The 23,867-nt window shown below is 64.4% G+C and carries 19 protein-coding genes; 4 read left to right on the forward strand and 15 right to left on the reverse strand.

What is annotated here, in order from left to right:
- Nucleotides 1–9: 9 nt before the first annotated feature.
- From CCZ27_RS15995 to CCZ27_RS16015, 5 genes are all read right to left on the reverse strand, one after another.
- Complete coding sequence (locus tag CCZ27_RS15995) at nt 10–1,656, reverse strand: DUF1302 domain-containing protein (RefSeq protein ID WP_198363152.1); 1,647 nt, start codon at nt 1,654–1,656, stop codon at nt 10–12.
- Between the two features lie 65 nt (nt 1,657–1,721).
- Nucleotides 1,722–2,927 carry an acyl-CoA dehydrogenase family protein gene (locus CCZ27_RS16000; RefSeq protein ID WP_096449799.1) on the reverse strand — a complete coding sequence of 402 codons (1,206 nt, stop codon included), beginning with the start codon at nt 2,925–2,927 and terminating at the stop codon, nt 1,722–1,724.
- A 21-nt stretch (nt 2,928–2,948) separates the two neighbouring features.
- Nucleotides 2,949–3,476 carry a flavin reductase family protein gene (locus tag CCZ27_RS16005; protein WP_198363153.1) on the reverse strand — a complete coding sequence of 176 codons (528 nt, stop codon included), beginning with the start codon at nt 3,474–3,476 and terminating at the stop codon, nt 2,949–2,951.
- A gap of 31 nt (nt 3,477–3,507) precedes the next feature.
- On the reverse strand, nt 3,508–4,389 hold the full coding sequence (locus CCZ27_RS16010; RefSeq protein WP_096449803.1) for an alpha/beta fold hydrolase: 882 nt from the start codon (nt 4,387–4,389) through the stop codon (nt 3,508–3,510).
- A gap of 46 nt (nt 4,390–4,435) precedes the next feature.
- Nucleotides 4,436–5,347, reverse strand: coding sequence for a VOC family protein (locus tag CCZ27_RS16015; RefSeq protein WP_096452676.1), 912 nt, complete (start codon nt 5,345–5,347; stop codon nt 4,436–4,438).
- 429 nt (nt 5,348–5,776) lie between these two features.
- Between CCZ27_RS16015 and CCZ27_RS16020 the strand changes: the two genes are divergently transcribed.
- On the forward strand, nt 5,777–7,579 hold the full coding sequence (locus CCZ27_RS16020; protein ID WP_232516445.1) for a sigma-54-dependent Fis family transcriptional regulator: 1,803 nt from the start codon (nt 5,777–5,779) through the stop codon (nt 7,577–7,579).
- A 172-nt stretch (nt 7,580–7,751) separates the two neighbouring features.
- Nucleotides 7,752–8,996, forward strand: a complete 1,245-nt coding sequence (gene ilvA, locus CCZ27_RS16025; RefSeq protein WP_232516446.1) for a threonine ammonia-lyase — start codon at nt 7,752–7,754, stop codon at nt 8,994–8,996.
- 317 nt (nt 8,997–9,313) lie between these two features.
- Here ilvA and tnpC read toward each other — a convergent pair whose 3' ends face one another.
- The 8 genes from tnpC to glmU form a co-directional block, all read right to left on the reverse strand.
- Nucleotides 9,314–11,092 (reverse strand): IS66 family transposase, encoded by a 1,779-nt coding sequence (gene tnpC / locus CCZ27_RS16030; protein ID WP_096449805.1) that lies wholly within the window; start codon nt 11,090–11,092, stop codon nt 9,314–9,316.
- Between the two features lie 22 nt (nt 11,093–11,114).
- Nucleotides 11,115–11,474, reverse strand: a complete 360-nt coding sequence (tnpB, locus tag CCZ27_RS16035; RefSeq protein ID WP_096449807.1) for an IS66 family insertion sequence element accessory protein TnpB — start codon at nt 11,472–11,474, stop codon at nt 11,115–11,117.
- Nucleotides 11,474–11,791, reverse strand: coding sequence for an IS66 family insertion sequence element accessory protein TnpA (tnpA, locus tag CCZ27_RS16040; RefSeq protein ID WP_096449809.1), 318 nt, complete (start codon nt 11,789–11,791; stop codon nt 11,474–11,476). The genes tnpB and tnpA overlap by 1 nt, the downstream gene beginning before the upstream one ends.
- Before the next feature lie 41 nt (nt 11,792–11,832).
- Nucleotides 11,833–12,702: a hypothetical protein gene (locus tag CCZ27_RS23635; protein ID WP_157748611.1), complete on the reverse strand. Its 870-nt coding sequence runs from the start codon at nt 12,700–12,702 to the stop codon at nt 11,833–11,835.
- Nucleotides 12,702–13,808 carry an AAA family ATPase gene (locus CCZ27_RS16045; RefSeq protein WP_096449811.1) on the reverse strand — a complete coding sequence of 369 codons (1,107 nt, stop codon included), beginning with the start codon at nt 13,806–13,808 and terminating at the stop codon, nt 12,702–12,704. Before CCZ27_RS16045 ends, CCZ27_RS23635 begins: the two co-directional genes overlap by 1 nt.
- A gap of 22 nt (nt 13,809–13,830) precedes the next feature.
- Complete coding sequence (locus CCZ27_RS16050) at nt 13,831–14,982, reverse strand: DUF262 domain-containing protein (RefSeq protein ID WP_096449813.1); 1,152 nt, start codon at nt 14,980–14,982, stop codon at nt 13,831–13,833.
- 490 nt (nt 14,983–15,472) lie between these two features.
- Nucleotides 15,473–17,299 carry a glutamine--fructose-6-phosphate transaminase (isomerizing) gene (gene glmS, locus CCZ27_RS16055; protein ID WP_096449815.1) on the reverse strand — a complete coding sequence of 609 codons (1,827 nt, stop codon included), beginning with the start codon at nt 17,297–17,299 and terminating at the stop codon, nt 15,473–15,475.
- 49 nt (nt 17,300–17,348) lie between these two features.
- Nucleotides 17,349–18,710, reverse strand: coding sequence for a bifunctional UDP-N-acetylglucosamine diphosphorylase/glucosamine-1-phosphate N-acetyltransferase GlmU (gene glmU, locus CCZ27_RS16060; RefSeq protein WP_096449817.1), 1,362 nt, complete (start codon nt 18,708–18,710; stop codon nt 17,349–17,351).
- Nucleotides 18,711–18,904: 194 nt separating this feature from the next.
- On the opposite strand from glmU, the gene CCZ27_RS16065 reads away from it, so the two are divergent.
- Nucleotides 18,905–20,317: a bifunctional enoyl-CoA hydratase/phosphate acetyltransferase gene (locus CCZ27_RS16065; RefSeq protein WP_096449819.1), complete on the forward strand. Its 1,413-nt coding sequence runs from the start codon at nt 18,905–18,907 to the stop codon at nt 20,315–20,317.
- The gene (locus CCZ27_RS16070) at nt 20,314–21,504 is read left to right on the forward strand and encodes an acetate/propionate family kinase (protein ID WP_096449821.1); all 1,191 of its coding nucleotides are present in this window, start codon (nt 20,314–20,316) and stop codon (nt 21,502–21,504) included. Before CCZ27_RS16065 ends, CCZ27_RS16070 begins: the two co-directional genes overlap by 4 nt.
- Nucleotides 21,505–21,570: 66 nt before the next feature.
- Here CCZ27_RS16070 and CCZ27_RS16075 read toward each other — a convergent pair whose 3' ends face one another.
- Entirely contained in the window at nt 21,571–22,320 is a 750-nt protein-coding gene (locus CCZ27_RS16075; RefSeq protein WP_232516675.1) for a sulfite exporter TauE/SafE family protein, read from the reverse strand.
- Nucleotides 22,321–22,400: 80 nt separating this feature from the next.
- Nucleotides 22,401–23,864, reverse strand: a complete 1,464-nt coding sequence (locus CCZ27_RS16080) for a glutamate synthase subunit beta (RefSeq protein WP_096449825.1) — start codon at nt 23,862–23,864, stop codon at nt 22,401–22,403.
- Nucleotides 23,865–23,867 lie beyond the last annotated feature (3 nt).

Raw genomic sequence — 23,867 nt, forward strand, 5'->3', positions numbered from 1 at the left:
TTGTCGTTTTCAGAAGCTGTATTGCGCCGAGAAGGACACGTAGTCGCGGTCCGCCAGCGCCTGGCCGAAGTTCTGGACATAGCCGCCGGCGACGGGCCGCAGCGTCGTCCTGGTGGCGCCGAGGAAATGCGTGTAATTGAGCGAGAGCCGCAGGTTCTTCAGGTATTCGCCCTTGACCCCGATGCTGAGGTCGCCGCCTTCGTGCGCGCCACCGTTGAACGCGCCGACCACCGCGGAGCGGCCCTGCGGGTTGTAGCCGAGGCCGATCGGCACCGAGACGTCCAGCCCCGGTAGCACCTGGTAGTAGTTCGGCTCGAAGATGAAGCGCAGGCCCCAGGCGTCGCGCGTCGTGTTCGGGTCGAGCGCCGGCCGGTTCTTCGTCACCTTCAGCAGGCGGTTCCAGCCGAGTTCGGCGGTGAGGGTGGCGTTGTCGAACAGCGCGGTGCTGCCCCAGGCATGGATCGCAGAGAAGTTGGCATGGGCGGTGCGGCCGATGGCGTACAGCGCGTTGCCGTCGTTGTCGCCGGTGCCGGTGAAGTCGAGTTGGCCAAGCGACACCAGCGGCATGTCGGTGCGGTAGGACAGTTCGCCGGCCACGTTGGTGTCACCCAGCACCGTGCTGAAGCTCGCGCCGTAGGCTTTGATGTTCTCCGGATACACCCAGCGGAAGCTGCCACTTACGGGCAGCAGGTAGATCTGCGGCGTCTTGTCGTGATAGCGCACGGCGTAAAAGCCATACTCGCCCTCGCCGCCCTGCGGCCGCCAGCGCAACTGGATGCCGCCCTGCCCCTGGTCGCGCGCCTCCATGTCCTTCACCCGGCCGAAGGCGACGCCCGGCCCGACGAACAGGCGCTCCGCGCCATCGCCGAGGAAATCGATGGTGCTGAAATAGCTGCCGGCCGCCGGCAGGCGCGTCTTCTTCCAGTCGAACTGGTAGTAGGCGCCGATGCTGAACTCGGCGTCGATCTGCAACTGGCCGGAAACCTGCTGCACCGGCATCAGCAGTTCCTTGAACTGGGTGTTGGGCACCGACAGCGCCTTCACCGCATCCACCGGACCCTGCGCCGCGGCGATGCCGTTGGCGCCGAAGAAGAGCGTCTCGCCATACACCAGGGTGTGCTTGCCCGCGCGCAGGGTGAGCGGCATGCCGGCGGCGTCGAAGCGGCCGAACACGAAGGCGTCGAGCAGTTCGGCCTTGCGGCCGTGCAGCTTCTCGGTGGGGTCGGTGAAGTGGCGGTGGTCGACGCTTGCCGCGTTGGCGGTCAGCGGGCTGTCGTTGTCGTTGCGGCGGTTGTAGATGTCGTCGTACCAGGCGGCGCCGCTCACGCGAAAGCCGACGTCCTTGTAGACCACGTCCAGCTCGGACAGCAGGTCGACGCGGTTCGAGACCAGGCCGCGGGAGAAATTGCGGTCGCCGTCGTCCTGGTTGGCCTCGGCGACCAGCTCGCCCGATGCGTCCTTCACCCGCCACATCGCGCTGTACTTGAGGTTGTTGTCCCAGCGGATCTTCAGGTCGCTGTTGCCGGTGTCGAACTCGATCGCCGGCGCGGGCGCGCTCGCGCCGGCCGCGAACAGCATCGCGGCGAGCCGGATCGGGGAAAGACGGCGGTCACCCGTCCCCGCTTGCCGGACATCCATCTTGTATTTTTTTGTCATCTCCACCTCTTATATGTCTTCTGGTGCGCATGCCCGCCGGACGGACGCCCGCCGGGCGGGACCGATCAGCTCGCCTGGGGCAGCTCGAACACGCCGGGCGGCAGGCCCTGGCCGAGGAGATAGGCCCCCAGCAGCGCCGAGGTGTCGTCCTCGTTCTGGGCGATGTGATTGCCCGCCACCAGCAGGGCACGCAACTGGCGCTGCAGCGGGCTGGTGTTGAAGATGCCGCGCGCAGTGGTCTTCTTGAACAGCATGTGGCTGGCGGCGAAGCAGTCCTTGCTCGTGCCCTGGACGTCGAGGAATTGATGCACACGCACGTCGAGCGGCACCGGTTCGTTACGCTCGGCATACACCGTCGCCTCCTGGATGCACTGCAGGATGCGGGCGCGCGCCGAGCGGATCAGCAGCACCGCGTTGCCGAGCTTTTCCTGCACGAAGGGATTCGCTGCAGCCACCGGTCCGCCCATGAAAACGTTCCGGCGCGGCGTCATGTGTTCGACGAACAAGTCGACCATGCCATTCGCAAAACCGACGATGACCGAGGCCACGGCGCCGAAGAACACCTGAGCGAACGGCAGCCGGTAGATCACCGGGCCGTGGCCCATCGTGTACTCGATGATGCTGTGGGAACGATGGTCGGGCACGAAGGCTTCGCCCTTCACCTTGAGCGTCTTGCTGCCGGTGCCGGCCAGGCCGACCACGTACCAGTCGTCGATCAGCTCGTAGTCGTCGCGGCCGACCAGGAAGGAACGATGGTCGATCATGTTGCCGTCGCCGTCGAACAGGCGCGCGCCGAGGAAGGCGCCGCCCTCCGCATGGTCCGAACCGCTGGAGGTCGGCCAGGTGCCGGAGATCATCCAGCCCCCTTCGACCCTGCGCGCCTTGCCGCAGGGCGCATAGGACGACGCCACCAGGATGTCGCGGTCGGCCGCCCACAGTTCGTCGCCGGCGCGCGGATCGAGCTTGCCGAACTCATACTGGTGGATGCCCAGGATCATCAGGTTCCACGCGCTGGACGGGCAGCCGCGGCCCAGCTCCATCAGCACCCGGTAGAACGCCTCCGGGTTCATCTCGTAGCCGCCCCAGGCCGCCGGCTGCAGGATTCTGAAGAAACCCGCCTCCCTGAACGCCTGGATCGTCGCGGCCGGCACGCTGCGCGCCGCCTCCACCGCGTCGGCCTGCTCGCGCAGCCACGGCAGCATCGCACCCGCGCGCTGCACGAGATCGTCCATCGTCGGCCTTGCCGACACGTTTTCAGTCACTACTCCCATCTCCAGTCTCCTTGTCGTTTTTCAGAGTTCGCCGATGGACGCGAAACGTCCATCGAAATACACCAGCGGCTGCCCGGACCTGCCCGCGGCTTCGTCGGCCCCGGGAGTACGCAGCCCCACCACCTCGCACAGCACCATCGTGTGCGACGAAGCGGGAATCATCTCGACCACGCGGCACTCGAAGGCGGCCAGGGCATCGTCCAGCACCGGCGCGCCCGCCTCGCCGTCGCGCCAGGCGCCGCGCCGGAAGCGCTCATCGCCGATCACGCCATCGACCATCCCGGCAAAGCGCCGCGCATCGCCCAGGCTGTCGGCACCGAGCACGTTCACGCACAGCGGGCCGCCGACCTCGAGCAGGTCGTGGGCGAACACCCCGCGATTCATGCAGACCATCAGCCGCGGCGGCTGGGCCGACACCGACATCACCGCGGTGGCGGTGAGTCCCGCCCGCATCCCGCCCTTTCGCACGGTCAGGATGCAGACCGCACCCGCGAGGCGGCGCATGCCGTTCTTGAACGCCGCTGCGTCCACCGGCGGAGGGCCATTCATGGTGGATACGCCTTCGAATGCCGTTCCCATCTCACACCTCACCGGTCAGCAGGTAGGTGCGCATCACCGCGTTGAATTCGTCCGGCGCCTCGTACTGCGGCCAGTGCGCCGCGTCGGCCTTCATCACGTACAGCTTGGCCCGCGGGTTACGGACGCACGCGGCCTCGGCGGCGGCCACGTCGTGAATGGGGTTGTCACGGGTCCAGAAAAACAGCGTGTCGCACTGCAAGTCCTCCACGGGCATCATTTCGCCACGTGTCTCGACTTCGCTCTGACGGGTCACGAGACTGAATACCAGCGGGGCCGACTTCTGGAACTCGGGACGGGTATAGAACGCGAGCCGGCAGCCGATCAGCTCGTCGTCCAGCAGGTGCCAATTGGCTTTGTGCAACAGCCACTGCATGCGCATGCGGACGGTTTCCACCGACGGCGGTTTGCCGAAATTCTTCTTGTTGAGTTCGTCGAGTTCCTGAAGGTCTCGCCGCCCCTTTTCGCTCACCACCGGGATACCCCCCGCGGTATTGAGCACGAGACGCCGCACCCGACCGGGATGGCGCACGGCAAACAGGCCGGCGACCCAGCCCCCCAGCGACTCGCCGGAAATGTGCGCCCGCTCGATGCCGAGCACGTCCATCAGCTCGGCCAGCATGGCCGCGTAGGTCGAAGGCATGTAATCGACATCGGTCCGTTTCTCGGACAGCCCGTGTCCGATGAAGTCGAACGCGACCACATGGAAGGTATTGGCCAATGCCAGCACATTCTTCGCATAGGCTTCGAGATGACCACCCATCCCGTGCATCAGAATCAGGGATTCGGCATTGCCCTTGCCCGCCTCGGCGATTCGCACACAACCGAACGACGGCGTGTCTACGTAGCGGATCTCCGCACCAAGAAAATCAAGCCACAGGCTCATGGTTTTCAATTCCAATCTGTGAATGGATAAGACGTGCCTGACGCATTCAGGCAGCCACAGGCGGCGCGGGAAGGGAAAAGCGATGCCCCCAGTAGCTCAGCTTGCTGAAGCTGCGGACATTCCAGTCGGCGTCGACGACGACGATGCCGCCCCAGCCGTATTCGAGGCCGAATCCGGACGGCGTGGCGACGTAGAAGGAAATCATCCGGTCGTTCGGGTGCTGCCCGAGATCCATGATCACCGGCAGGCCGGCCTCGCGCACACGGTCGTACGCCAGCCCGACGTCCTCCAGGCTGCGCACCTGGATCATCAGGTGGTTGATCCGCTTCTTCGAGGGCACCACGCCCGTGGCCAGCGAATGGTGGCGCCCCGTGCGCGCATGCATGAACACGGCATCGACCTCGACGCCGGGAATCACCTCGGGGTCGCGGATGTAGTCGGAAATCTTCAGTCCAAGCACCTCGGTGTAGAAACGCACCGATTCCGCCTTGTCCCTGGCGACCGCGAACACGTGCCCCACGCCCAGCGCGCCGGTCACGAAGCCGCCGCCGGCCAGCAGCGGCGAATGGAAGACCCTGGCGAGCGGCGCGTGGGCGGGTCCATAGAAGAACTCATGCCGGAAGCCGGTCGGATCGGCGCAGTAGTAGACCTTTTCCACGCTGCGCGCCCGGGCCAGTTCGGTGCCGGCCTCGACCACGTCGACGCCCCGTTCGCGCAGGCGCACCACGTAGGCTTTCAATTCCGCGGCGGTGTCGAACTCCCAGCCGAGCGCCGCGAGATCGTCTTCGTCGCCGCGCTCGATGATCACCCGCTGCTCGCGCTCATCCATGCGCAGGCGCAGCGTATCGGCGCTCCGGGCGCCGACCTGCAGCCCGAGAATCCGGGTCGCGAAGCCTTCCCATTCGTCGAGGTTGCTGGCGTCGAATACCACGTAACCCAGCGTCGAGATTTCCGGCATGTGCTCCTCCTGTGCCTTCTCCGCAGCGCGCATCCGCGCTGATCGTGGAACCGGCCTTGTGATTTTGAGAATCGGACGCGATCGGCGCCGCGGCTACCTATCAGCAACCGGCGTGCCAGATCGATGCAGGAATCGATCTGCTGCATCGCAAGATGAATTTTTTCTTTTGATAATGAAGAGCTACGTTGCCCTGGAGACGTCTTTGCTGCGATTGCAGCAGGACGGGCAAATCGGGAGGATGAATGGAATTATTCATTTCCCCGGGAATCGGCCGCCCCGCGGCTGAATGATTTTCTCGACGGCCTGCGGCACTTCATCGGACCCGGCTTCCCGCGGACACCCGTCCGGACTTGCGCAGGCGGATCATTTGTGGGATTACCCTGCTTCCAGGTTCGAACAGGCCCGCAGAGGCCGTCGGGGGAGACGCGAGTGAGAAAATCCCAGGTACGGGAGAGGCCCGTCCAAACACCCACCATCGTTGGCGACGTGCCGCTACCGGTCACGCCCGAAGTGCTCAAGCGCCTGCACTTCAATCCGGCGGAGGGCCTGATCTGGCTGGAAGACCGCCGCATGGTGCTGATGCATGCCGATGCCATCGGTGCGCTGCGCCAGGAATTGATCGAGAGCGTGGGCATCGAGGCCGCGCGGGGCCTGCTGACGCGCTTCGGCTACGCCGCCGGCTGCCGGGATGCCGAAATGGCACTGAAGCTCAGCAATCGCTCCAAGGCGATAGACGACCTCCTCGTCAGCGGCGCGCAGTTCCATGCGCTGCAGGGCATCGTGATGGTCGAGAAGGTGTATTCCGAAGTCGATGTCGAACGTGGCATCTGCCATCTCGAATTCGTCTGGAAGAACTGCTTTGAGGACCAGGTGCATATCGCGGCCTACGGCATCGGCAGCGAGGCGGCGTGCTGGACCTCGGTCGGCTATGCCTCGGGCTTTCTGTGTACCTGCATGGGCAAGCGCATCCTGGTCAGGGAGGTCAGTTGCCGGGCGATGGGCCACGATGTCTGCCGCTGCATTGCCAAGCCGGTCGAGGACTGGGTCGATCCGGAGGACGATCTGAAATACTTCGAACCGGGGCCGATCCGGATGCTGGCCCATGAACTCGGGGCGGTCCCGGCGGGGACGGTATCCGCCCTCCGTGGCGAGCCATTGCCGGCTGCGGCGCTGCCGCGCACGGGCGTGATCGGGGCTTCGGTCCAGTTCAACGCCATCATGCACAAGATCCGCCGCGTGGCCCCGACCAATGCCACGGTGCTGCTGCTTGGCGAAAGCGGCGTCGGCAAGAGCGCCTTCGCGCGCGAAATACAGCGGGCAAGCCGGCGTGCCGACGGGCCCTTCCTCGAAGTGAACTGCGCGGCGATTCCCGAGCAATTGATGGAATCCGAACTGTTCGGCGTGGAGCGCGGCGCCTATACCGGCGCGGCCGAATCCAGGCCGGGCCGTTTCGTGCTCGCCGACGGCGGCACCCTGTTCCTGGACGAGATCGGCACCTTGTCGATGACGGCGCAGGGCAAGCTGCTGCGCGTCCTGCAGACCGGGGAGTTCGAGCCGCTCGGCGGCGGGACGACGCGCAAGGTGGACGTGCGCATCGTCGCGGCGACCAACGAGAACCTGCACGGCGCGGTCAAGGAAGGCCGCTTTCGCGAAGACCTCTTCTACCGGCTCAACGTCTTTCCCATCCTGATCCCGCCGCTGCGCGAGCGGCGCGACGACATCCCGCTGCTGCTCGAGCACCTGATCCGCCGTTACGGCGCCCTCCACGGCAAGCGCGTGTCCGGCGTGACGTCGCAGGGCCTGCAGCTCATCCTCAATTACCGCTGGCCGGGCAACATCCGCGAACTGGAAAACGTGATCGAGCGTGGCGTGATCCTGGGCGAGGACGATCAGCCGCTGGGCTATAACCAGCTCTTCACGATCGGCGGCGAGGCCCGGGAAAGCGGTCCGATGGCACTGAACGAACTCGGGCTGATCGCCGCGCAGAGCGCCCCGGCCACCGATTCCACGGTGCCGGGCGAGTACGGCGGCGTCGAGGCCGATGCCTGGAGTTCCTGGGCCGAAGACATCGTTCAGCACGCCAGCGTTTCGCTCGACGTGGTGGAAAACTCGCTGGTCAAGGCCGCCTTCTCCGCGGCCGGGGGCAACATGTCGAAAGCCGCCGGCCTGCTCGGCCTCACGCGCGCGCAACTCGTCTATCGGGTCAAGAAGCTCGAAGGCAGTGCCGGCTAAGGATCTCCCCGACCCGCTTTCGCCTGCGCCAGCCGACGGAAGGATCGATGCGGCAGCCGGCGCAGCGGGGCGGCAGCCCATGGGTGCCGTGGTCGCCTGATTCGCGCCCCCTTTATGTTCGGAAACAAAGGAACTACGCTGTTCCGGCCCCACTCCGCCAAGGAGCGTTCCCATGGACGCCATGCCCGCCCTGCCGCTGGATCTGGCCGCCCTTCGCGCTGCCCGGGAGCGTGTCGCCGGCCTCGTACTCACCACGCCCCTATGGGCGAACGATCCTCTCTCGCAGGAACTGGGCGGCTCCATCTACCTGAAGCTGGAGAACCTGCAGCGCACCGGCTCCTTCAAGCTGCGGGGGGCGACCCACAAGATCGCGTGCCTCCTGTCCCGTGGCGAAGGAAAGCATGGCGTAGTCGCCGCCTCCGCCGGCAACCACGCCCACGGCGTGGCCCGGGCGGCCCGGGAGGCGGGCATCCCGGCCACCGTGGTGATGCCGGTCAATGCGCCCCTCACCAAGATCGAAGCCTGCCGCCATCTCGGCGCCACGGTCGTCCTGCAGGGCGGCACCCTGGAAGAGGCGCGCCAGGCCGCGGAAGGCATTGCCGCCGAGAGCGCGGCGAACTTCATCCACCCCTACGACGACTGGGAGATCATCGCCGGCCAGGCGGGGGTCGGCCTGGAGATCATCGAGGCCCTGCCCGCAACGGCCCAGATCGTCGTCCCCCTGGGAGGCGGCGGGCTGCTGGCGGGAATCGCCCTGGCGGTGAAGAGCCAGCGGCCGGACGTCCGCCTGGTTGGCGTTCAGGCCGACGCCGTCGCCCCGTGGCGGCATTTCCTGGCCGACGGCAGCGTCGGCCCCGTGCCGGCCGATGCCCACACCATTGCCGACGGCATCAAGGTCAAGGCCCCCGGCCACTGCCCCCGGCAGGTGATCGCCCGTCACGTGGATGCCATCGTCACCGTCGACGACGACACCATCGCCGAAGCCATGGTGCGTCTCCTGGAACGCACCCGCACCCTGGCAGAAGGGGCCGGCGCCGTGGGCCTCGCCGCCCTCATGCGCGGCCTCGTCCCCCTGGACGCGGATCGCCCCACCGTGGTGGTGGTGAGCGGCGGCAACGCCGACATGACCCTCATCGGCCGCACCATCGACTACGGACTCGCCAGCAGCGGCCGCCTGATGAGCCTCGCCGTCCGCATCCCCGACACCCCGGGGCGCCTGGCATCCATCCTCGGCCTGGTGGCGGAGCACGGCATGAACATCCGCCACGTGGAGCACCGCCGCGGGGAACTCCACGTACCCGTCGGCATGACCGAGATCATCCTCCAGATGGAAACCCGGGACGCCGCCCACCAAGAGGAGTTGATCGAGCACTTCGGGCGCCAGGGGGTGGAGGCGCGGCGGATGGGGAGCAACTGAGGGTGGGTGGCGAGTCGTTTTTGAATAATGCCAAATTCTTCGAGTGTTGACATCGCTTGGGCCTACAAGAGCCGCTCCCCAGCTATCGCTATACTGGCCCAAATTATGGCTATGTCAATTCATTTGAAGTGTGGCCCAATATAGCCTACATGAACGCGCCGGTCCCTAGTGTCGCAAAAAAAATGAACCCTGAAACCAAGCTGCACTTTAATATGATCTTGGAAGTAAGCAGCCTCGCCCGTAGTGTTCAAATGGAAAGTGCGCTGAAGCTGCCTCCTTCGTAAGCGCTCCACGAACCCCATCCTTCCCCGAGCCCGCTACGCCGTGATCAACTGCTCAGCCTTGAGATTCCAGGGCAGGAGGGCCTCGAAATGTTCGACGGTGGTCGCAGCGGGCAAGGCGCGCAGCACGTGGCGCAGCCACAGATACGGCTCGAAGCCGTTGGCTTTGGCGGTTTCGACCAGCGAGTAGAGCAGCGCGCTGGCGCGCGCCCCGGCTTGGGTGTCCGAGAAGAGCCACGCCTTCCTCCCAATGACGAAGGGACGGATGGCATTCTCGGCCGGGTTGTTGTCGATCGGCAGATCGCCGCGCTCGAGGTACCGGATCAGGCGCGGCCACTGCCGATGCAGGTAGCCCAGCGCACCGCCGAGCACCGAGGTGGGCGGCACGGTGGGGAGCGCTTGATCGAGCCAGCGGCGCAGTTCGTCGATGACGGCGCGGCTTCTGCTCTGGCGTAGCACCAGGCGCTCGGCGTCATTGAGTCCGCGTGCGTCCTTCTCGATGGCGTAGAGCTTGCTGATCAGGGCCAGGGCTTCGTGGGCCCGGCCGCGCTTACCGGCGGGCAGCACCTTGCCGGCGTCGACGAAACGACGCCTCGCATGCACCCAGCAGCCGAGCCGGGTCACCCCTTCGGTGAAGGAGATCGCGCCGTAGCTCTCGAGCCCGTCGGCCATCAGATGCCCCTTCCAGCCTTCGAGCAGGCGTAAGGGCACCGCCTGCGCGCGGCTCGGATCGTACTCGAAGAGGACCACCGGCTTACCCGGCGGGCCGCCGCGCTGCACCCACATCTGGCTCTTGCTCGTGGCTGCCCGGCCAGGCTCCTTGAGCACCTGCACCGGGGTCTCGTCCATGTGGATGACGTCGTGCCCGAGCAGCACGTCGCGCATCAGGTTGGCGAGCGGCTGCAGCGCCCGGGCGGTGCCGATCACCCAGCGGGCCAGGGTCTGACGCGGCACGAGCACGCCCGCGCGAGCGAGCACGTACTCGAAACGCGCCAGCGGCAGCCCATCGACGTACTTGGTGACGAGCAGCATCGCCAGGAGGTCGTTGCTGGCGTTGCTCTTGGGCAGCACCTGCGCTGGGGCGCGGGCGGTGACCGGCGCCTGGTCGCCCTGGGGGCAGCCGTAGCGCTTGCGGATATGGCGCAGCACACGCACCTGCATCGGGACGATGTCGAGCTGTTCGCTGACGTCCTGGCCGATCTCGACCATGGGTGTGCCGCAGGCGCAGGTGCGCTCGGCTTCGGGGACGTCGTGGACGACGTCGATGCGCGGCAGCTCGACCGGCAAGGGCTTGCGCTTGCCGCGCGCCTTCTTCTTGCCGGTGTCGGCGGGCGTCTCCCCCGTCGTCTCGGTGGCCGGCGGCGGCAAGGTTGCGGTGTCGCCCGCCTCGGGCGCGGACTCGACCAGCGCCTCGGCCTCGTCGAAGAGCCACCCCTGGCCCGCGTGCGATTCGCTGCTGGGCCCGAACATGCGCCGACGCGCCAGACGCAATTGCTCGTAGAGCTCGAGGATGCGTGCCTCGAAGGCTTTGTGCAGTTCCGCCTCCCGCGCATCGAAGGCTCTTTGGCGTTCAAGCTCGCGGGCATCGAACGCTTTCTGAAGTGCGGCCTGCCGGGCATCAATGGCTTGCTGGAATGCGGCCTCCCGGGCCTCGAGGGCTGCCTGTCGTTCGGCTTCACGCGCCTCGAAGGCACGCTGCTGCGCCAGCAGCAAGACCTTGAGTGCAGTCGGATCGTCGGGCAACTGCGCGGGGAGGACGGATGCGCACACGCCAACGGCGGAGTTCGAGAGCGGGTCGGCGGGGCGGTGCGGCATGCCGCAATTATACCCGATTATGCTACGTAACTGATTGGTATTGCAGTGTTTTATGTGGCCTGGCCGCCCACAGATCAAAGCCCTCGAGCAACCATTCGAGCTCCTTCATCGTGAGTACGCAGGGGGGCTCACCGGCCTCGGTCGAAGGCCAGGCGAAACGCTCGGCTTCCAGCCGCTTGTACCAGAGGCAGAAGCCATTTCGGTGCCAGTACAGCGCCTTGAGCTTGTCGCGGCGGCGGTTGATGAACAGATACAGCGCGTCGCCGAACGGGTTCAGCCCCAGCTCCTGCTCGACCAGCGCCGACAGCCCGCCGATGGACTTGCGGAAGTCGATCGCCGGCCGGTACAGATACACCGCGCCGATCGAATGCCCCGGGTGCATCAGCGCCCCCGCTCGGCAAGGGCTGCCGACAGCGCGGCGAGCCAGTCGACGCCCGGCAGTGTCGCGCACTCGAGCCGCAACTGTGCATCGATCACCACCGTGCAGCCCGCGCGGGCCGCCATCGAGGGTTCGATCTGGATCGGGACGAATCCGCCAAGCTTGGCGCGGCTACCACGGCCACCGGCTACCAGGCGCTTGCGCCACTGATAGAGCGCCTGTGGCGACAGCCCTTCGCGCTCGGCGTACGCCTTTGTGGTAATGCCCTCGGCTTCGATTGCCGACAGGTGCGACAACCAGAACGTACTGCGCTCCGACATGCTCGTGCTCACTGAAAAAACGGAAGCCAAAGCATGCCGGCTCACCCGGGACTACATAAGGATGGGGTTCGTGGAGCGCTTACCCTCCTTCGATCGTTTGCGCACGTTTCAGACTCTCCGCTTACACGGTGGGCCAGACCGAGACGCCGCAATGTTTCATGAGTGTACTCGTGAATCTCACCCCTTTTCCACTTGTCTGCAAACACGTCAAGAACTCTCATCGCGTCGCGGCTCTGTTCGAGGCAGGATAACCGATGGCTCCACGTCCGCAGCTGATCTGGCGCACGGCCACAGAATTCCAAGTGCGGAAACAAACCATTTCTATTCTCCCAGATTTCCCTACCTGAGCGCATTGCTGCATGTCTTGCAGCAATCAGGGACTGCTCAACGTCATCAAACACATCAAGCGAATAAAGGTTTACCACCCAGTTCGCTTTTATTTTAATCTCGCCGATATCGCCCATCTCCTGGACGTGAACCATGATTGGTGATTTATTCCATGGTTGACGAGTGGGAAAGCTTATAATTCCAGAGCCATGCCAGACAGCCGCCCTCAGCACAGAAAATGAAGTCTTTGATTCACTATGTTCGACATCAAACAATAGCGCAGCTTCTAATTCTTCCGGTGAAAAAAAAGGCTGTCGGGTTGAGATGCTGCGAAAAGCCTGCGCCTGTTCCCTCAGTAATGGATCACGAAGAGCCCTCTCCGAGTACCAATCCTGCCAATAGTAACCGGGAGTCAGTTCAATTCGAAACCAGTGCGCATCAACATTCTGGTCAACAATGATTGTTTTCAATCCACAACGCCCAGCCCTCAAGCATAATCTCAAGAACTTTGGCATCAGGTCATTGAGCTGCTCCTTGTCAGCAAACGGCAGGCAGTGATGGTTGAAGAAGGCAAACTCTCCCATCACAGAAGCTGCTCCAGATTCCTGTCCCACTCATCAAAAAATCCCGTAGGCCAATGATCGATGCGTCCGTCTGCGTCAACGGCTGGCCTTTGAACTACAGATGCGTGTTCGTTGTCGTCCTGATGACGTTCCAAGTAAAATAAACAAACCTGGTCCGGTTCAATTGACTTCTTACGTATAGCAACACGAATCCCGTTCAAGAAGTGATCGGAGTGGGATTCGATAATCAACTGAATCCCAGATGCGGCTGCAAGCGCGCACATTCTTCCGATCGACGACTGACCCGCGGGGTGAAGGTGGGACTCTGGGTTCTCAACAATAATGAGGTCCCCAGGCTCGCTACGTAGCACTGCAGTTACAACGGGGAGAACGTACGATAGCCCGAAACCAACATTCTGAGGCTTGAATTCAGCGGTTAGATCCTTCCCTTGCTCAAAAGAGAAGGACAAGTTTGCTACACCAAACTGCGATTGCGTTGATGCATTTATCCTAACACCAGGTGAAATCTCGGACATCCATGCATTTACGTTTGCCAAGATGGTATTGGACGTCGCCATGGAATGCTGTAGCACAGGATTCTGAACAGTCTTTTGCCCGTACTCCGCAATATACTGAACCGCATACTCTCCGTGATTACCGATTGAATTCAAGAGACGTAGATTGAAATCTGAAACTTCGTGCTGACTACGAGGCCCAATCCTGTCCGCCGACAAATATTGGAACTGACGATTAAATAAGCTCTGTAATTCCAACTGCTCAATGTCGTTTGATGCTCCGGACGGCTGAAGGTCAGAATCCTGTGAGTAATCAAAGCAGAATTTCCTTCCGGGTAGAGAACTCCATTTCACGAAGAATTCAAATGAGTTGAGATCCGCTTGAGCGGAAAGTACATCTTGACCGACGCCTAGATTGACGTATGCACCCTTCAATAGAAGGCCACGCTTTTGAAGCACATTGAGTTCATATGACTGTCTCAGCAGCAACAATGCTTGAATAACTGACGATTTACCCATTCCATTAAGACCCGTAAACAGGTTCAACCGCCCGAGTGCAAAACTATTATCTAGTAACGTTTTGAATCGTTGAATTCGAACAAACTCAATCATTGATGATCTCCGTAAGAGAAAGTCATCGTACCGCTTCTGCTATTATCCGATTAATCCGTTCGTAACGAATTCGAACATGATCTCGTTTTTGTGTTGCCAACGAAATTGATCGAAAGAAATCATCATCTTCAGTTATCAATCTTTGAAGCCTTGCGATAATATCTTGCCGTGCAGAAATCAGGGTTTCTGCGGATACATAATTTACCTTGGCCAGGCAGACAGACCAAACCTCGAATAAGGTTGTATTCTTTCGCTTGCGCCGGTCAGTATCGCCTATTGCTTTCTTTTCAAATGCGGAATTGCCGAATATTTGCTCGCACAACTGCATCGATCCCCGAAATTTCTTTTCGAGATCTACCAACTCCAAGTCTGTCTTCTTTTCAAGAGCCCCCATTGCCTCGTCCATGAATTCGGCGATATTTTTTGGACTCTTTATGTAGTCTTGTGTGAGAAAAGCGATAAAACGTAAGACCAACTCCTGATCTAGCAGGCGCTTTGATTGGTCCCCGATGGTGCGTAGAAAGTTTTCATCTCTTGCTAGCTTTTGAAGGAATTCACGTTCGCGCGGTTTCGCCAGAGCATTTCTGATTTCCTGGCTATTCAATACTAAGCCGCCGGTATTAATGCGGCGAAAGATGCTATATTTGACCTCACCTGGCGTGCCTCTTTGAATCAAGAACAGCGTTACCGGGCATTCGTCGATTCGACGTTTGTATTGTCTCGGCAGATCGTTATAAGTTTTTGACGTAAGATCCTTAAGATATTCTAGATTGGACAGTCGGAGCGGTTTTTCGTGATCGATTACGAATCGACGTATAGAAGATAGTCGCTGTAAACCATCTACCACAAGCCATCTGTCGTCGTCTGAGGCATCGAAGTAGAAAGCAGGCAACGGGAAGCGGATCAAAATCGATTCGATCAGCCTGGACATTTGGCCTGGGGTCCACAGGTCGGCATGCCGTTGAAAGTCGGTATTCATGTCGATCTCGTCATTCCGCAGCCGATCAATTAGATTCCGTAGAGTATCCTGCTTGGCTTGGATGTTTATTTTCGTCGGATCGAACGGTTCCATCATTAATGGATCGGTCACTTCACCGTCGCGATCGTCGGCAAGCTCATCGCCGGTCTCAAGCTCGTACGTTTCGTTGAGTGCGTCGCTAGATTGGAGATTCATCGAGTACTGTATGCAATGGAGGCTGGTAAGCCGGTTATCATATAACACTTAACCCGCAGACGTGACCTGGGGAGGGCAGTGGGTGCCCGGTGAAGTTGTCGCAGGCGCTATGATCGGCGCGTGACCACGCGCCCTCAGGATATAGATCAATTCAGGATGTGCCCCTAGCACCACATCCGTGGATATTTCGCGGAGAGTGAGTCGTCCGACTACATGCTGAAGTTCCCCGAAAGATGTTGCCCGTAACCCAGCCTATATCCTGTTTTTCGCGTCGGACAGATGGCAGAAGCCGCCCGGAAGCAGGCGGGCGGCAGCGATTTGGAGCTTAGCCGAAATGGTTGAACTGCTCAGTACTGTAACCTCCCCCTGCTAGATACAAACCACCGTGTCCTAGCGTACTCTGAACTGACCCCAGATAAAAAAACGCCCGGCAATCAACCGGGCGTTTTCGACTTCATTTGTCAGCAATAGCAAGGCCAACGCGACCCCATCATTCCACCGTAACCGACTTAGCCAGATTCCGCGGCTTGTCCACATCCGTCCCCTTCACCAGCGCTGCGTGATACGACAGCAACTGCAGCGGGATCACGTGCAGCACCGGCGACAGCATGCCGTAGTGCTCGGGCATGTGCAGGATGTGCACACCTTCGGTTTCGGGAATCTCGCTGCCGGCGTCGGCGAAGACGTAGAGTTCGCCGCCGCGGGCGCGGACTTCCTGCAGGTTGGACTTGAGTTTTTCCAGCAGGTCGTCGGCCGGGGCCACGGCGATGACCGGCATGTCCTTGTCGACCAGGGCCAGCGGGCCGTGCTTGAGTTCGCCGGCGGCGTAGGCTTCAGCGTGGATGTAGGAGATTTCCTTGAGCTTGAGCGCGCCTTCCATGGCGATCGGCCAGTGGCTGCCGCGGCCGAGGAAGAGTGCGTGTTCCTTGGCGGCGAAGCGCTGCGCCCAGCGTTCGATCTCGGGTTCGAGCTCCAGCACCTTCTGCACCGCGACCGGCAGGTGGCGCAGGGCGGTGAGGTGGCGGTTTTCCTCGGTCTCGGAGAGGCGGCCGTTGAGCTTGGCCAGGGCCAGCGTCAGCAGCGCGAGCGCGGCGAGCTGGGTGGTGAAGGCTTTGGTGGAGGCGACGCCGATCTCGGGGCCGGCGCGGGTGATGAAGCGCAGCGCCGATTCGCGCACGATGGCCGATTCGGGCACGTTGCAGATCGCCAGCGTGCGCTCCATGCCCAGGCTGCGGGCGTGCTTGAGCGCGGCGAGGGTGTCGGCGGTTTCGCCGGACTGCGAGATCACGACGACCAGCGTGTCGGGATCGGGCACGGATTCGCGGTAGCGGTATTCGCTGGCGATCTCGACCGTGCAGGGCATCTTCGCGACCGCTTCGAACCAGTAGCGCGCCACCAGGCCGGCGTGGTAGCTGGTGCCGCAGGCCAGCACCAGCACGCGGCGCGCACCCTCGAAGACTTCGGGCGCGCGGGCGCCGAAATGCTGGGTGGCGACGGCGCCGCCGCCTGCGATCATTTCCAGCGTGTTGCCCAGCGCCTGCGGCTGCTCGAAGATTTCCTTCTGCATGTAGTGGCGGAACTGGCCCAGTTCCACCGCGTCGGCCGACAGGCTGGAGATGTGCACCTCCCGCTCCACGGGTGTGCCGTCGGGGCGGACGATGCGGTAGCCGTCGAGGCGCAGTTCGGCGAGGTCGCCGTCTTCCAGGTACACGACCTTGCGCGTGACCTGCAGCAGCGCGGCGGTATCGGAGGCGGCATACATGCCGTCCTCGCCCACGCCCAGCAGCAGCGGCGAGCCGCGGCGGGCGACGATGGCGCGGAAGGGGTCGGCCTCGGCGACGACGCCGATGGCGTAGGCGCCGGCGAGTTCGTTGGTGGCCAGGCGCACCGCGTCGAAGAGGTCGGGCGTGATCTCGAGCTTGCTGTGCACGAGGTGGGCGATGGCCTCGGTGTCGGTCTCGGATTCGAACACGTAGCCGCGCGCCTGCAGGCTTTGCTTGATGGTCTCGAAGTTCTCGATGATGCCGTTGTGCACCACCGCGAGGCCGCTCGAGATGTGCGGATGGGCGTTGCGCTCCGAGGGCACGCCGTGGGTCGCCCAGCGGGTGTGGGCGATGCCGATGGTGGCCGACAGGCGGCGCGCGTCGGCCAGGGCGGCGAGTTCCGCGACGCGCCCGGCCGAGCGCAGGCGGATCAGTTCGCCCGACAGCACGGCGAGGCCGGCGGAGTCATAGCCGCGATATTCGAGCTTGCGCAGCCCCTCGAGCAGCACGGGCACGACGTTGTTCGTGGAGATGGCGGTAACGATGCCACACATGGCGAGGGCTCCTCGGAGAAGTCAGGGGGCGGGCGGATGCCCGGGGTGCTCAGCGTGGAGTTTTCTCAGGCTTCTTCCAGCCGGCGATGCTCTGTTGCCTGGCGCGCGAGACGGTGAGCTGTTCCGCCGGCGCGTCCTTGGTCAGCGTGGTGCCGGCGCCGAGCGTGGCGCCGCGTCCGACGCGCACCGGCGCCACGAGCTGGGTGTCGGAACCGATGAAGACGTCGTCCTCGATCACCGTGCGGTGCTTGTTCACGCCGTCGTAGTTGCAGGTGATGGTGCCGGCGCCGATGTTCACCTTGCGGCCCACGTCGGCGTCGCCGATGTAGGCGAGGTGGTTGGCCTTGGACTGGTCGGCGATGGTGCTGTTCTTGATCTCGACGAAGTTGCCGATATGCACGCCCTTGCCCAGCCTGGTGCCGGGGCGGGTGCGGGCATAGGGGCCGACCAGGCAGTCGGTTTCCATCGTCGTGCCGTCGATGAAGGAAAACGGCGTGACGCGGCCGCCGGCGCCGATGCGGGCGTCGCGCAGCACGCAGTTGGGGCCGATGCGCACGCCGTCGGCCAGTTCCACCCGACCTTCGAACACGCAGTTGATGTCGATCTCGACGTCGCGCCCGCAGATGAGTTCGCCGCGCACGTCGATGCGCGCCGGGTCGATCAGGGTGACGCCTTCTTCCATCAGGCGGCGGGCGATGTTGCCCTGGTGGATGCGCTCGAGTTCGGCCAGTTGCGGCTTGCTGTTGACGCCCAGCGTCTCGGACGCCGCATCGGGCTGCACGGTGACGACTTCCACGCCTTCGCCCACGGCGAGTCCGATGATGTCGGTGAGGTAGTACTCGCCCTGGGCGTTGTCGTTGCCGATGCGGCCCAGCCAGTTGCGCAGCCGTTCGACCGGGGCGACCAGGATACCGGTGTTGACTTCGCGCACCTTGCGCTCGTCGGCGGTGGCGTCCTTTTCCTCGACGATGCGGGTGACGCGGCCGGCGGCGTCGCGCAGGATGCGGCCGTAGCCGGTGGGGTTTTCGAGTTCGACGGTGAGCAGCGCGAGGCGGCTGGCGCCGGCTGCCTCGGACAACCGGCGCAGCGTGGGTACGCCGATCAGCGGTACGTCGCCGTACAGCACCAGCGCCATGTCGCCATCGGCCAGGTGCGGCAGCGCCTGCTGCACCGCATGCCCGGTGCCCAGTTGCGGCTCCTGCCGCGCCCAGGCGAGGTCGGGCGCGTCGAGGCGCTCGCGGACGACCTCGCCGCCGTGGCCGTACACCACGCAGATGCGCTCGGCCTGCAGGGTGCGGGCGGTATCGATGACGTGTGCCAGCATGGGCTTGCCGGCAATGGGTTGCAGCACCTTGGGCAGGATCGAGCGCATGCGCTTGCCCTGGCCGGCGGCGAGGATGACGACTTCCATGGGAGCTTCCCGAACATTGCACGAATCGGGCGCGATGGTAGCACGCGGCAATCTGCCTAAGACGTGATCGCCTTCATGGCAAAGGGCTGAAACAAAACGGTAATGCAATGCACAATACGATCGTCCGATTCGCCCTATCCACCAGACCGAGCGGATAGAATTACATTGTTGCATCGCAAACAGAGACATCCGCCATGGAAAGTTCCAACCAACAATACATCCAGAACCGAACCTTCGACGAGATCCAGCGCGGCGATTTCGCCCAGCTCATGCGCACGCTGCGGCCGGAAGACATCCACCTGTTCGCCGTGATGTCCGGCGACGTCAATCCGACCCACGTCGACCCCGAGTTCGCCCGCTCCAGCCAGTTCCGCGAGGTGGTGGGCCACAGCATGTGGGGCAGCACGCTGATCTCGTCCGTCCTTGGCACCGAGTTCCCCGGACCGGGCACGGTGTATGTGTCGCAGAACCTGAACTTCTGGCGCCCGATCACGATCGGCGACACGCTGACGATCACCGTCACCTGCCGCGAGAAGTACGAGCACAACCACCACATCGTGTTCGACTGCCTGGCGGTGAACCAGGACGGCCTCAAGGTCATCGACGGCACCGCGGAAGTGGCCGCGCCCACCGAGAAGATCCGCCGCCCGCGCGTCAACCTGCCCGACGTGACGATTTCCGACCGCGAGCTGCGCTACAGCCATCTGCTGTCGATCTCCGCCGGCCTCACGCCCATTCCCATCGCGGTGGCCCACCCGTGCGACAAGGAATCGCTGGCCGGGCCGGTGCAGGCCGCTGCCGCCGGCCTCGTCACGCCCATCCTGGTCGGGCCGGAGGCGAAGATCCGCGCGGTGGCCGAGGAGTTCGGCCTGGACATCAGCCGCTTCGAGATCGTGAACACCGCCCACAGCCACGAATCCGCCGCCACCGCGGTGGCGCTGTGCCGCAGCGGCAAGGCCGAGGCGCTGATGAAGGGCTCGCTGCACACCGACGAACTGATGGGGGCGGTGGTCGCCCGCGAAACCGGCCTGCGCACCGGCCGCCGCATCAGCCACGTGTTCCTCGCCGACGTGCCGACCTACCCGCATCCGCTGATGATCACCGACGCGGCGATCACCATCGAGCCGACGCTCGAGGACAAGGTGGACATCATCCAGAACGCGATCGACCTCGCCCACGTGCTGGGGCAGGCCGAGCCCAAGGTGGCGATCCTCGCCGCGGTGGAAACGGTCAATCCCAAGATGCGCTCCACCATCGAGGCCGCCGCGCTGTGCAAGATGGCCGACCGCGGCCAGATCAAGGGCGGCCTGCTCGACGGCCCGCTGGCCTTCGACAACGCGGTGTCGCTGGTGGCCGCCAAGACCAAGGGCATCCGCTCCGCAGTGGCCGGCAACGCCGACATCCTGGTGGTGCCCGACCTCGAGGCCGGCAACATGGTCGCCAAGCAGCTCGAATACCTGGCCGATGCGCTGATGGCCGGCGTGGTGCTCGGCGCGCGCGTGCCCATCGTGCTGACCAGCCGTGCCGACACCGCCGAAACCCGCGCCGCGTCGTGCGCCGTGGTGCAACTGATGGCCCACTGCAAGCGGGAGGCGACGAAGGCATGAAGGCCGTCCTGATCCTCAACGCCGGCTCGTCGAGCCTGAAGTTCGCGCTGTACCCGCTCGATGGCGAACTCGCCTCGCACCCGGCCATCTCGGGCCAGGTGGAAGGCATCGGCGCCACGCCCGAGCTGACCACCAGGACGGCCGACGGGCACAAGTCCAGCGAGCCGGTCCTCACTTCCAGCGACCAGCTCGAGCAGCAGCACCGCGACTCGCTGGCCCACCTGTTCCGCTGGCTGACGGCCAACAATCCGGACCTCGACATCGTCGCCGCCGGCCACCGGGTGGTGCATGGCGGCGAACGCTACAGCGCGCCGGTGGAGCTGACGCCCCAGGTGCTGGCCGAACTGGAGCGCTTCGTGCCGCTCGCGCCGCTGCACCAGCCGCACAACCTGCGCGCGGTGCATGCCGTCGCCGGCCTGATGCCGGGCATCCGCCAGATCGGCTGCTTCGACACCGCCTTCCATCGCACCCAGCCCGTGCTGGCGCAGACCTACGCGCTGCCGCGCGCGATGACGGCCGCGGGCATCAAGCGCTACGGCTTCCACGGCCTGTCGTACGACTACGTCGCGCGCGCGCTGCCCGGCGTGGTGGGCGAGCGTGCGCACGGCGCAGTGGTGATCTGCCACCTCGGCAACGGCTCGTCGGCGTGCGCGCTGCGCGAAGGCAGGAGCGTGGCCTCGACGATGGGCTTCACCGCGGTCGAGGGCCTGATGATGGGCACCCGCACCGGCAGCCTGGACCCCGGCGTGATGCTCTACCTGATGGAGCAGAAGGGCATGGACGCCAGGGCCCTGACGAAACTGCTGTACAAGGAGTCCGGCCTGCTCGGCGTGTCGGGCATCAGCCACGACATGCGCACGCTGCTGGCCTCCGATGCGCCCGAAGCGCGCGAGGCGGTCGACCTGTACTGCTACCGCATCGCCCGCGAACTCGGTTCGCTGGCCGCGGCGGCGGGCGGGCTCGACGTGCTCGTGTTCACCGGCGGCATCGGCGAGCATGCGGCGCAGGTGCGCCAGAAGGTGGCCGAGCAATCGGCCTGGCTGGGCGTGCGCATCGACCTCGCGGCCAATGCGGCGGACGCCTCGCGCATCGACGGCGAGGAAAGCCGGGTGGCGGTGGCGGTGGTGCCGACCAACGAGGAACTGATGATCGCGCGCTACACCGTCGAACGACTGCAGTTGCTGTAAGCCGTCCGCAAAGCCACGAAGGGCGGCCCGCTGCAGGAAGCGGGCCGCCCTTGTCCGTTCACCGCCTCAGGCCAGCAGCGCGTCCCACAGCAGCTTGGCGCCCGACAGGCCGAGCGCCGCGGTGGCGAACAGGTAGAAGGGGCGTTCGGGAATCCGCGCCAGCAGGCGCATGCCGATGAACACGCCGAGCGGCACCAGCGGCAGCAGCATGGCCGACATCAGCAGCGTGTCGCGGCTGAACAGATCGAGGCCGAGATAGAAAGGCAGCTTGGCCAGGTTGATCGCCGCGAAGAAGAAGACCGAGGTAGCAGCAAAGGTCTCCTTCGGCAGCCTGCGGCTCAGCAGGTAGATCATGAAGGGCGGACCGCCGGCATGCGCGAGCGTGCTGGTGAAGCCCGCCCCGCCGCCGCACAGCCAGGCGAAGCCGCGCCGGCGCCCGCCCGGGCCGGCCACTGCGCCGCGGCTGCGGCGCAGCACGCGATCGAGGGCGAAGCCGACGGCGATCAGGCCCACGGTCCCTTTCACCACCCGGTCGGACAGCACGCCGAAGGCCAGCGTGCCGAGCACGATGCCGGCCAGCGCCGCCGGGATCAGCAGGCGCAGCTCCGCCCAGTCGGCCCTGCCCCGCCAGGCGCGGATGCCGACGAAATCCATCGCGATGAGGATGGGCAGCATCACCGCCACCGCGTCGCGCGGCGAGATCCACATCGACATGAAGGGCACCGCCAGCCCGCCCAGCGCGCCGCCCAGACCCGACTTGGAGATGCCGGTGAGCAGCACCGCGACCGCGGTGACGGCCCAGCCGGCGAGATCCATGTCCACCCGCACCGCTCCCCGTTACAGAAAGACAGGGGCGGCCCGAAGACCGCCCCGCATGCCGTTTCCCGGCCGGCCGCTCAGCGCGGCAGCAGGCTCTCGCCCATCAGGAAGGCATCGACCGCGCGCGCGCACTGCCGCCCTTCCCGGATCGCCCAGACCACCAGCGACTGGCCGCGGCGCATGTCGCCGGCGGCGAACACCTTGGGCACGTTGGTGGTGTAGCAGCCCTCGCCATCGGTCGCGGCCTTGGCGTTGCCGCGGGCGTCCTTGGCCACGCCGAAGGCGTCGAGCACGCCGCCCACCGGCTGGGTGAAGCCCATCGCGAACAGCACGAGGTCGGCCTTGATCTCGAATTCCGAGCCCGGGATCTCGCTCATGCGGCCGTCCTTCCATTCGAGGCGGGCGGCCTTCAGCGCCTTGATCCTGCCGTTCTCGCCGACGAACGCCTTGGTGCCGACGGCGAAATCGCGCTCGCAGCCTTCTTCGTGCGAGGACGAGGTGCGCAGCTTGGTCGGCCAGTAGGGCCACACCAGCGGCTTGTTCTCCTGTTCGGGCGGCATCGGCATCAGCTCGAACTGCGTCACGCTGGCCGCGCCGTGGCGGTTGGACGTGCCGACGCAGTCGGAGCCGGTGTCGCCGCCGCCGATCACGACGACATGCTTGCCCTTGGCCGAGATCGGGTTGGAGGCATCGCCCGCGTTCTGCTTGTTCTGCGGAATCAGGAACTCGAGCGCGAAATGCACGCCGTCGAGGTCGCGCCCCGGCACCGGCAGGTCGCGCGGCACTTCCGCACCGCCGGCGAGCACCACGGCGTCGAACTCGTTCTGCAGTTGCTCGGCGCTGACCATCCGGGCGGCGTCATTGACGATGCCGGCCGGGATGTCCTGCGTGCCGACGACCACGCGGGTACGGAAGGTCACGCCCTCGGCTTCCATCTGCGCGACGCGGCGGTCGATCAGCCCCTTCTCCATCTTGAAGTCGGGAATGCCGTAGCGCAGCAGGCCGCCGACGCGGTCGTTCTTCTCGAACACCGTCACGTCGTGGCCGGCGCGCGCCAGTTGCTGGGCCGCGGCAAGGCCGGCGGGGCCGGAGCCGACGACGGCGACCTTCCTGCCCGTCTTCACCGCGGCCGGCCTGGGCTGCACCCAGCCCTCTTCCCACGCCTTGTCGATGATCGCGTGCTCGATCGACTTGATCCCCACCGCCTCGGCGTTGATGTTCAAGGTACAGGCCGCCTCGCAGGGCGCCGGGCAGATGCGGCCGGTGAACTCGGGGAAGTTGTTGGTGGAATGCAGCACCTCGATGGCCTGCTGCCAGTTGCCGCGGTAAACGAGGTCGTTCCAGTCCGGAATGATGTTGTTCACCGGGCAGCCGTTGTTGCAGAACGGGATGCCGCAGTCCATGCAGCGCGCGCCCTGCACGGCGGCCTCGGCATCCGTCAGGCGGACGACGAACTCCTTGTAGCTCCTCAGCCGCGCCTCGACCGGCTCGTAGGCTTCGGAAAGACGCTGATACTCCAGAAAACCAGTGGGCTTGCCCATTTT

Source organism: Thauera sp. K11, from assembly GCF_002354895.1.
GTDB classification, from domain to species: Bacteria; Pseudomonadota; Gammaproteobacteria; order Burkholderiales; family Rhodocyclaceae; genus Thauera; species Thauera sinica.

Excerpts from the sequence above, each read along its gene's own strand:
- CCZ27_RS15995 (WP_198363152.1), bottom strand. The coding sequence starts at position 1,656 with ATGACAAAAAAATACAAGATGGATGTCCGGCAAGCGGGGACGGGTGAC.
- CCZ27_RS16000 (WP_096449799.1), bottom strand. The coding sequence starts at position 2,927 with ATGGGAGTAGTGACTGAAAACGTGTCGGCAAGGCCGACGATGGACGAT.
- CCZ27_RS16005 (WP_198363153.1), bottom strand. The coding sequence starts at position 3,476 with ATGAATGGCCCTCCGCCGGTGGACGCAGCGGCGTTCAAGAACGGCATG.
- CCZ27_RS16010 (WP_096449803.1), bottom strand. The coding sequence starts at position 4,389 with ATGAGCCTGTGGCTTGATTTTCTTGGTGCGGAGATCCGCTACGTAGAC.
- CCZ27_RS16015 (WP_096452676.1), bottom strand. The coding sequence starts at position 5,347 with ATGCCGGAAATCTCGACGCTGGGTTACGTGGTATTCGACGCCAGCAAC.
- ilvA (WP_232516446.1), top strand. The coding sequence starts at position 7,752 with ATGGACGCCATGCCCGCCCTGCCGCTGGATCTGGCCGCCCTTCGCGCT.
- tnpC (WP_096449805.1), bottom strand. The coding sequence starts at position 11,092 with ATGCCGCACCGCCCCGCCGACCCGCTCTCGAACTCCGCCGTTGGCGTG.
- tnpB (WP_096449807.1), bottom strand. The coding sequence starts at position 11,474 with ATGCACCCGGGGCATTCGATCGGCGCGGTGTATCTGTACCGGCCGGCG.
- tnpA (WP_096449809.1), bottom strand. The coding sequence starts at position 11,791 with ATGTCGGAGCGCAGTACGTTCTGGTTGTCGCACCTGTCGGCAATCGAA.
- CCZ27_RS23635 (WP_157748611.1), bottom strand. The coding sequence starts at position 12,702 with ATGGGAGAGTTTGCCTTCTTCAACCATCACTGCCTGCCGTTTGCTGAC.
- CCZ27_RS16045 (WP_096449811.1), bottom strand. The coding sequence starts at position 13,808 with ATGATTGAGTTTGTTCGAATTCAACGATTCAAAACGTTACTAGATAAT.
- CCZ27_RS16050 (WP_096449813.1), bottom strand. The coding sequence starts at position 14,982 with ATGAATCTCCAATCTAGCGACGCACTCAACGAAACGTACGAGCTTGAG.
- glmS (WP_096449815.1), bottom strand. The coding sequence starts at position 17,299 with ATGTGTGGCATCGTTACCGCCATCTCCACGAACAACGTCGTGCCCGTG.
- glmU (WP_096449817.1), bottom strand. The coding sequence starts at position 18,710 with ATGGAAGTCGTCATCCTCGCCGCCGGCCAGGGCAAGCGCATGCGCTCG.
- CCZ27_RS16065 (WP_096449819.1), top strand. The coding sequence starts at position 18,905 with ATGGAAAGTTCCAACCAACAATACATCCAGAACCGAACCTTCGACGAG.
- CCZ27_RS16070 (WP_096449821.1), top strand. The coding sequence starts at position 20,314 with ATGAAGGCCGTCCTGATCCTCAACGCCGGCTCGTCGAGCCTGAAGTTC.
- CCZ27_RS16075 (WP_232516675.1), bottom strand. The coding sequence starts at position 22,320 with ATGGATCTCGCCGGCTGGGCCGTCACCGCGGTCGCGGTGCTGCTCACC.
- CCZ27_RS16080 (WP_096449825.1), bottom strand. The coding sequence starts at position 23,864 with ATGGGCAAGCCCACTGGTTTTCTGGAGTATCAGCGTCTTTCCGAAGCC.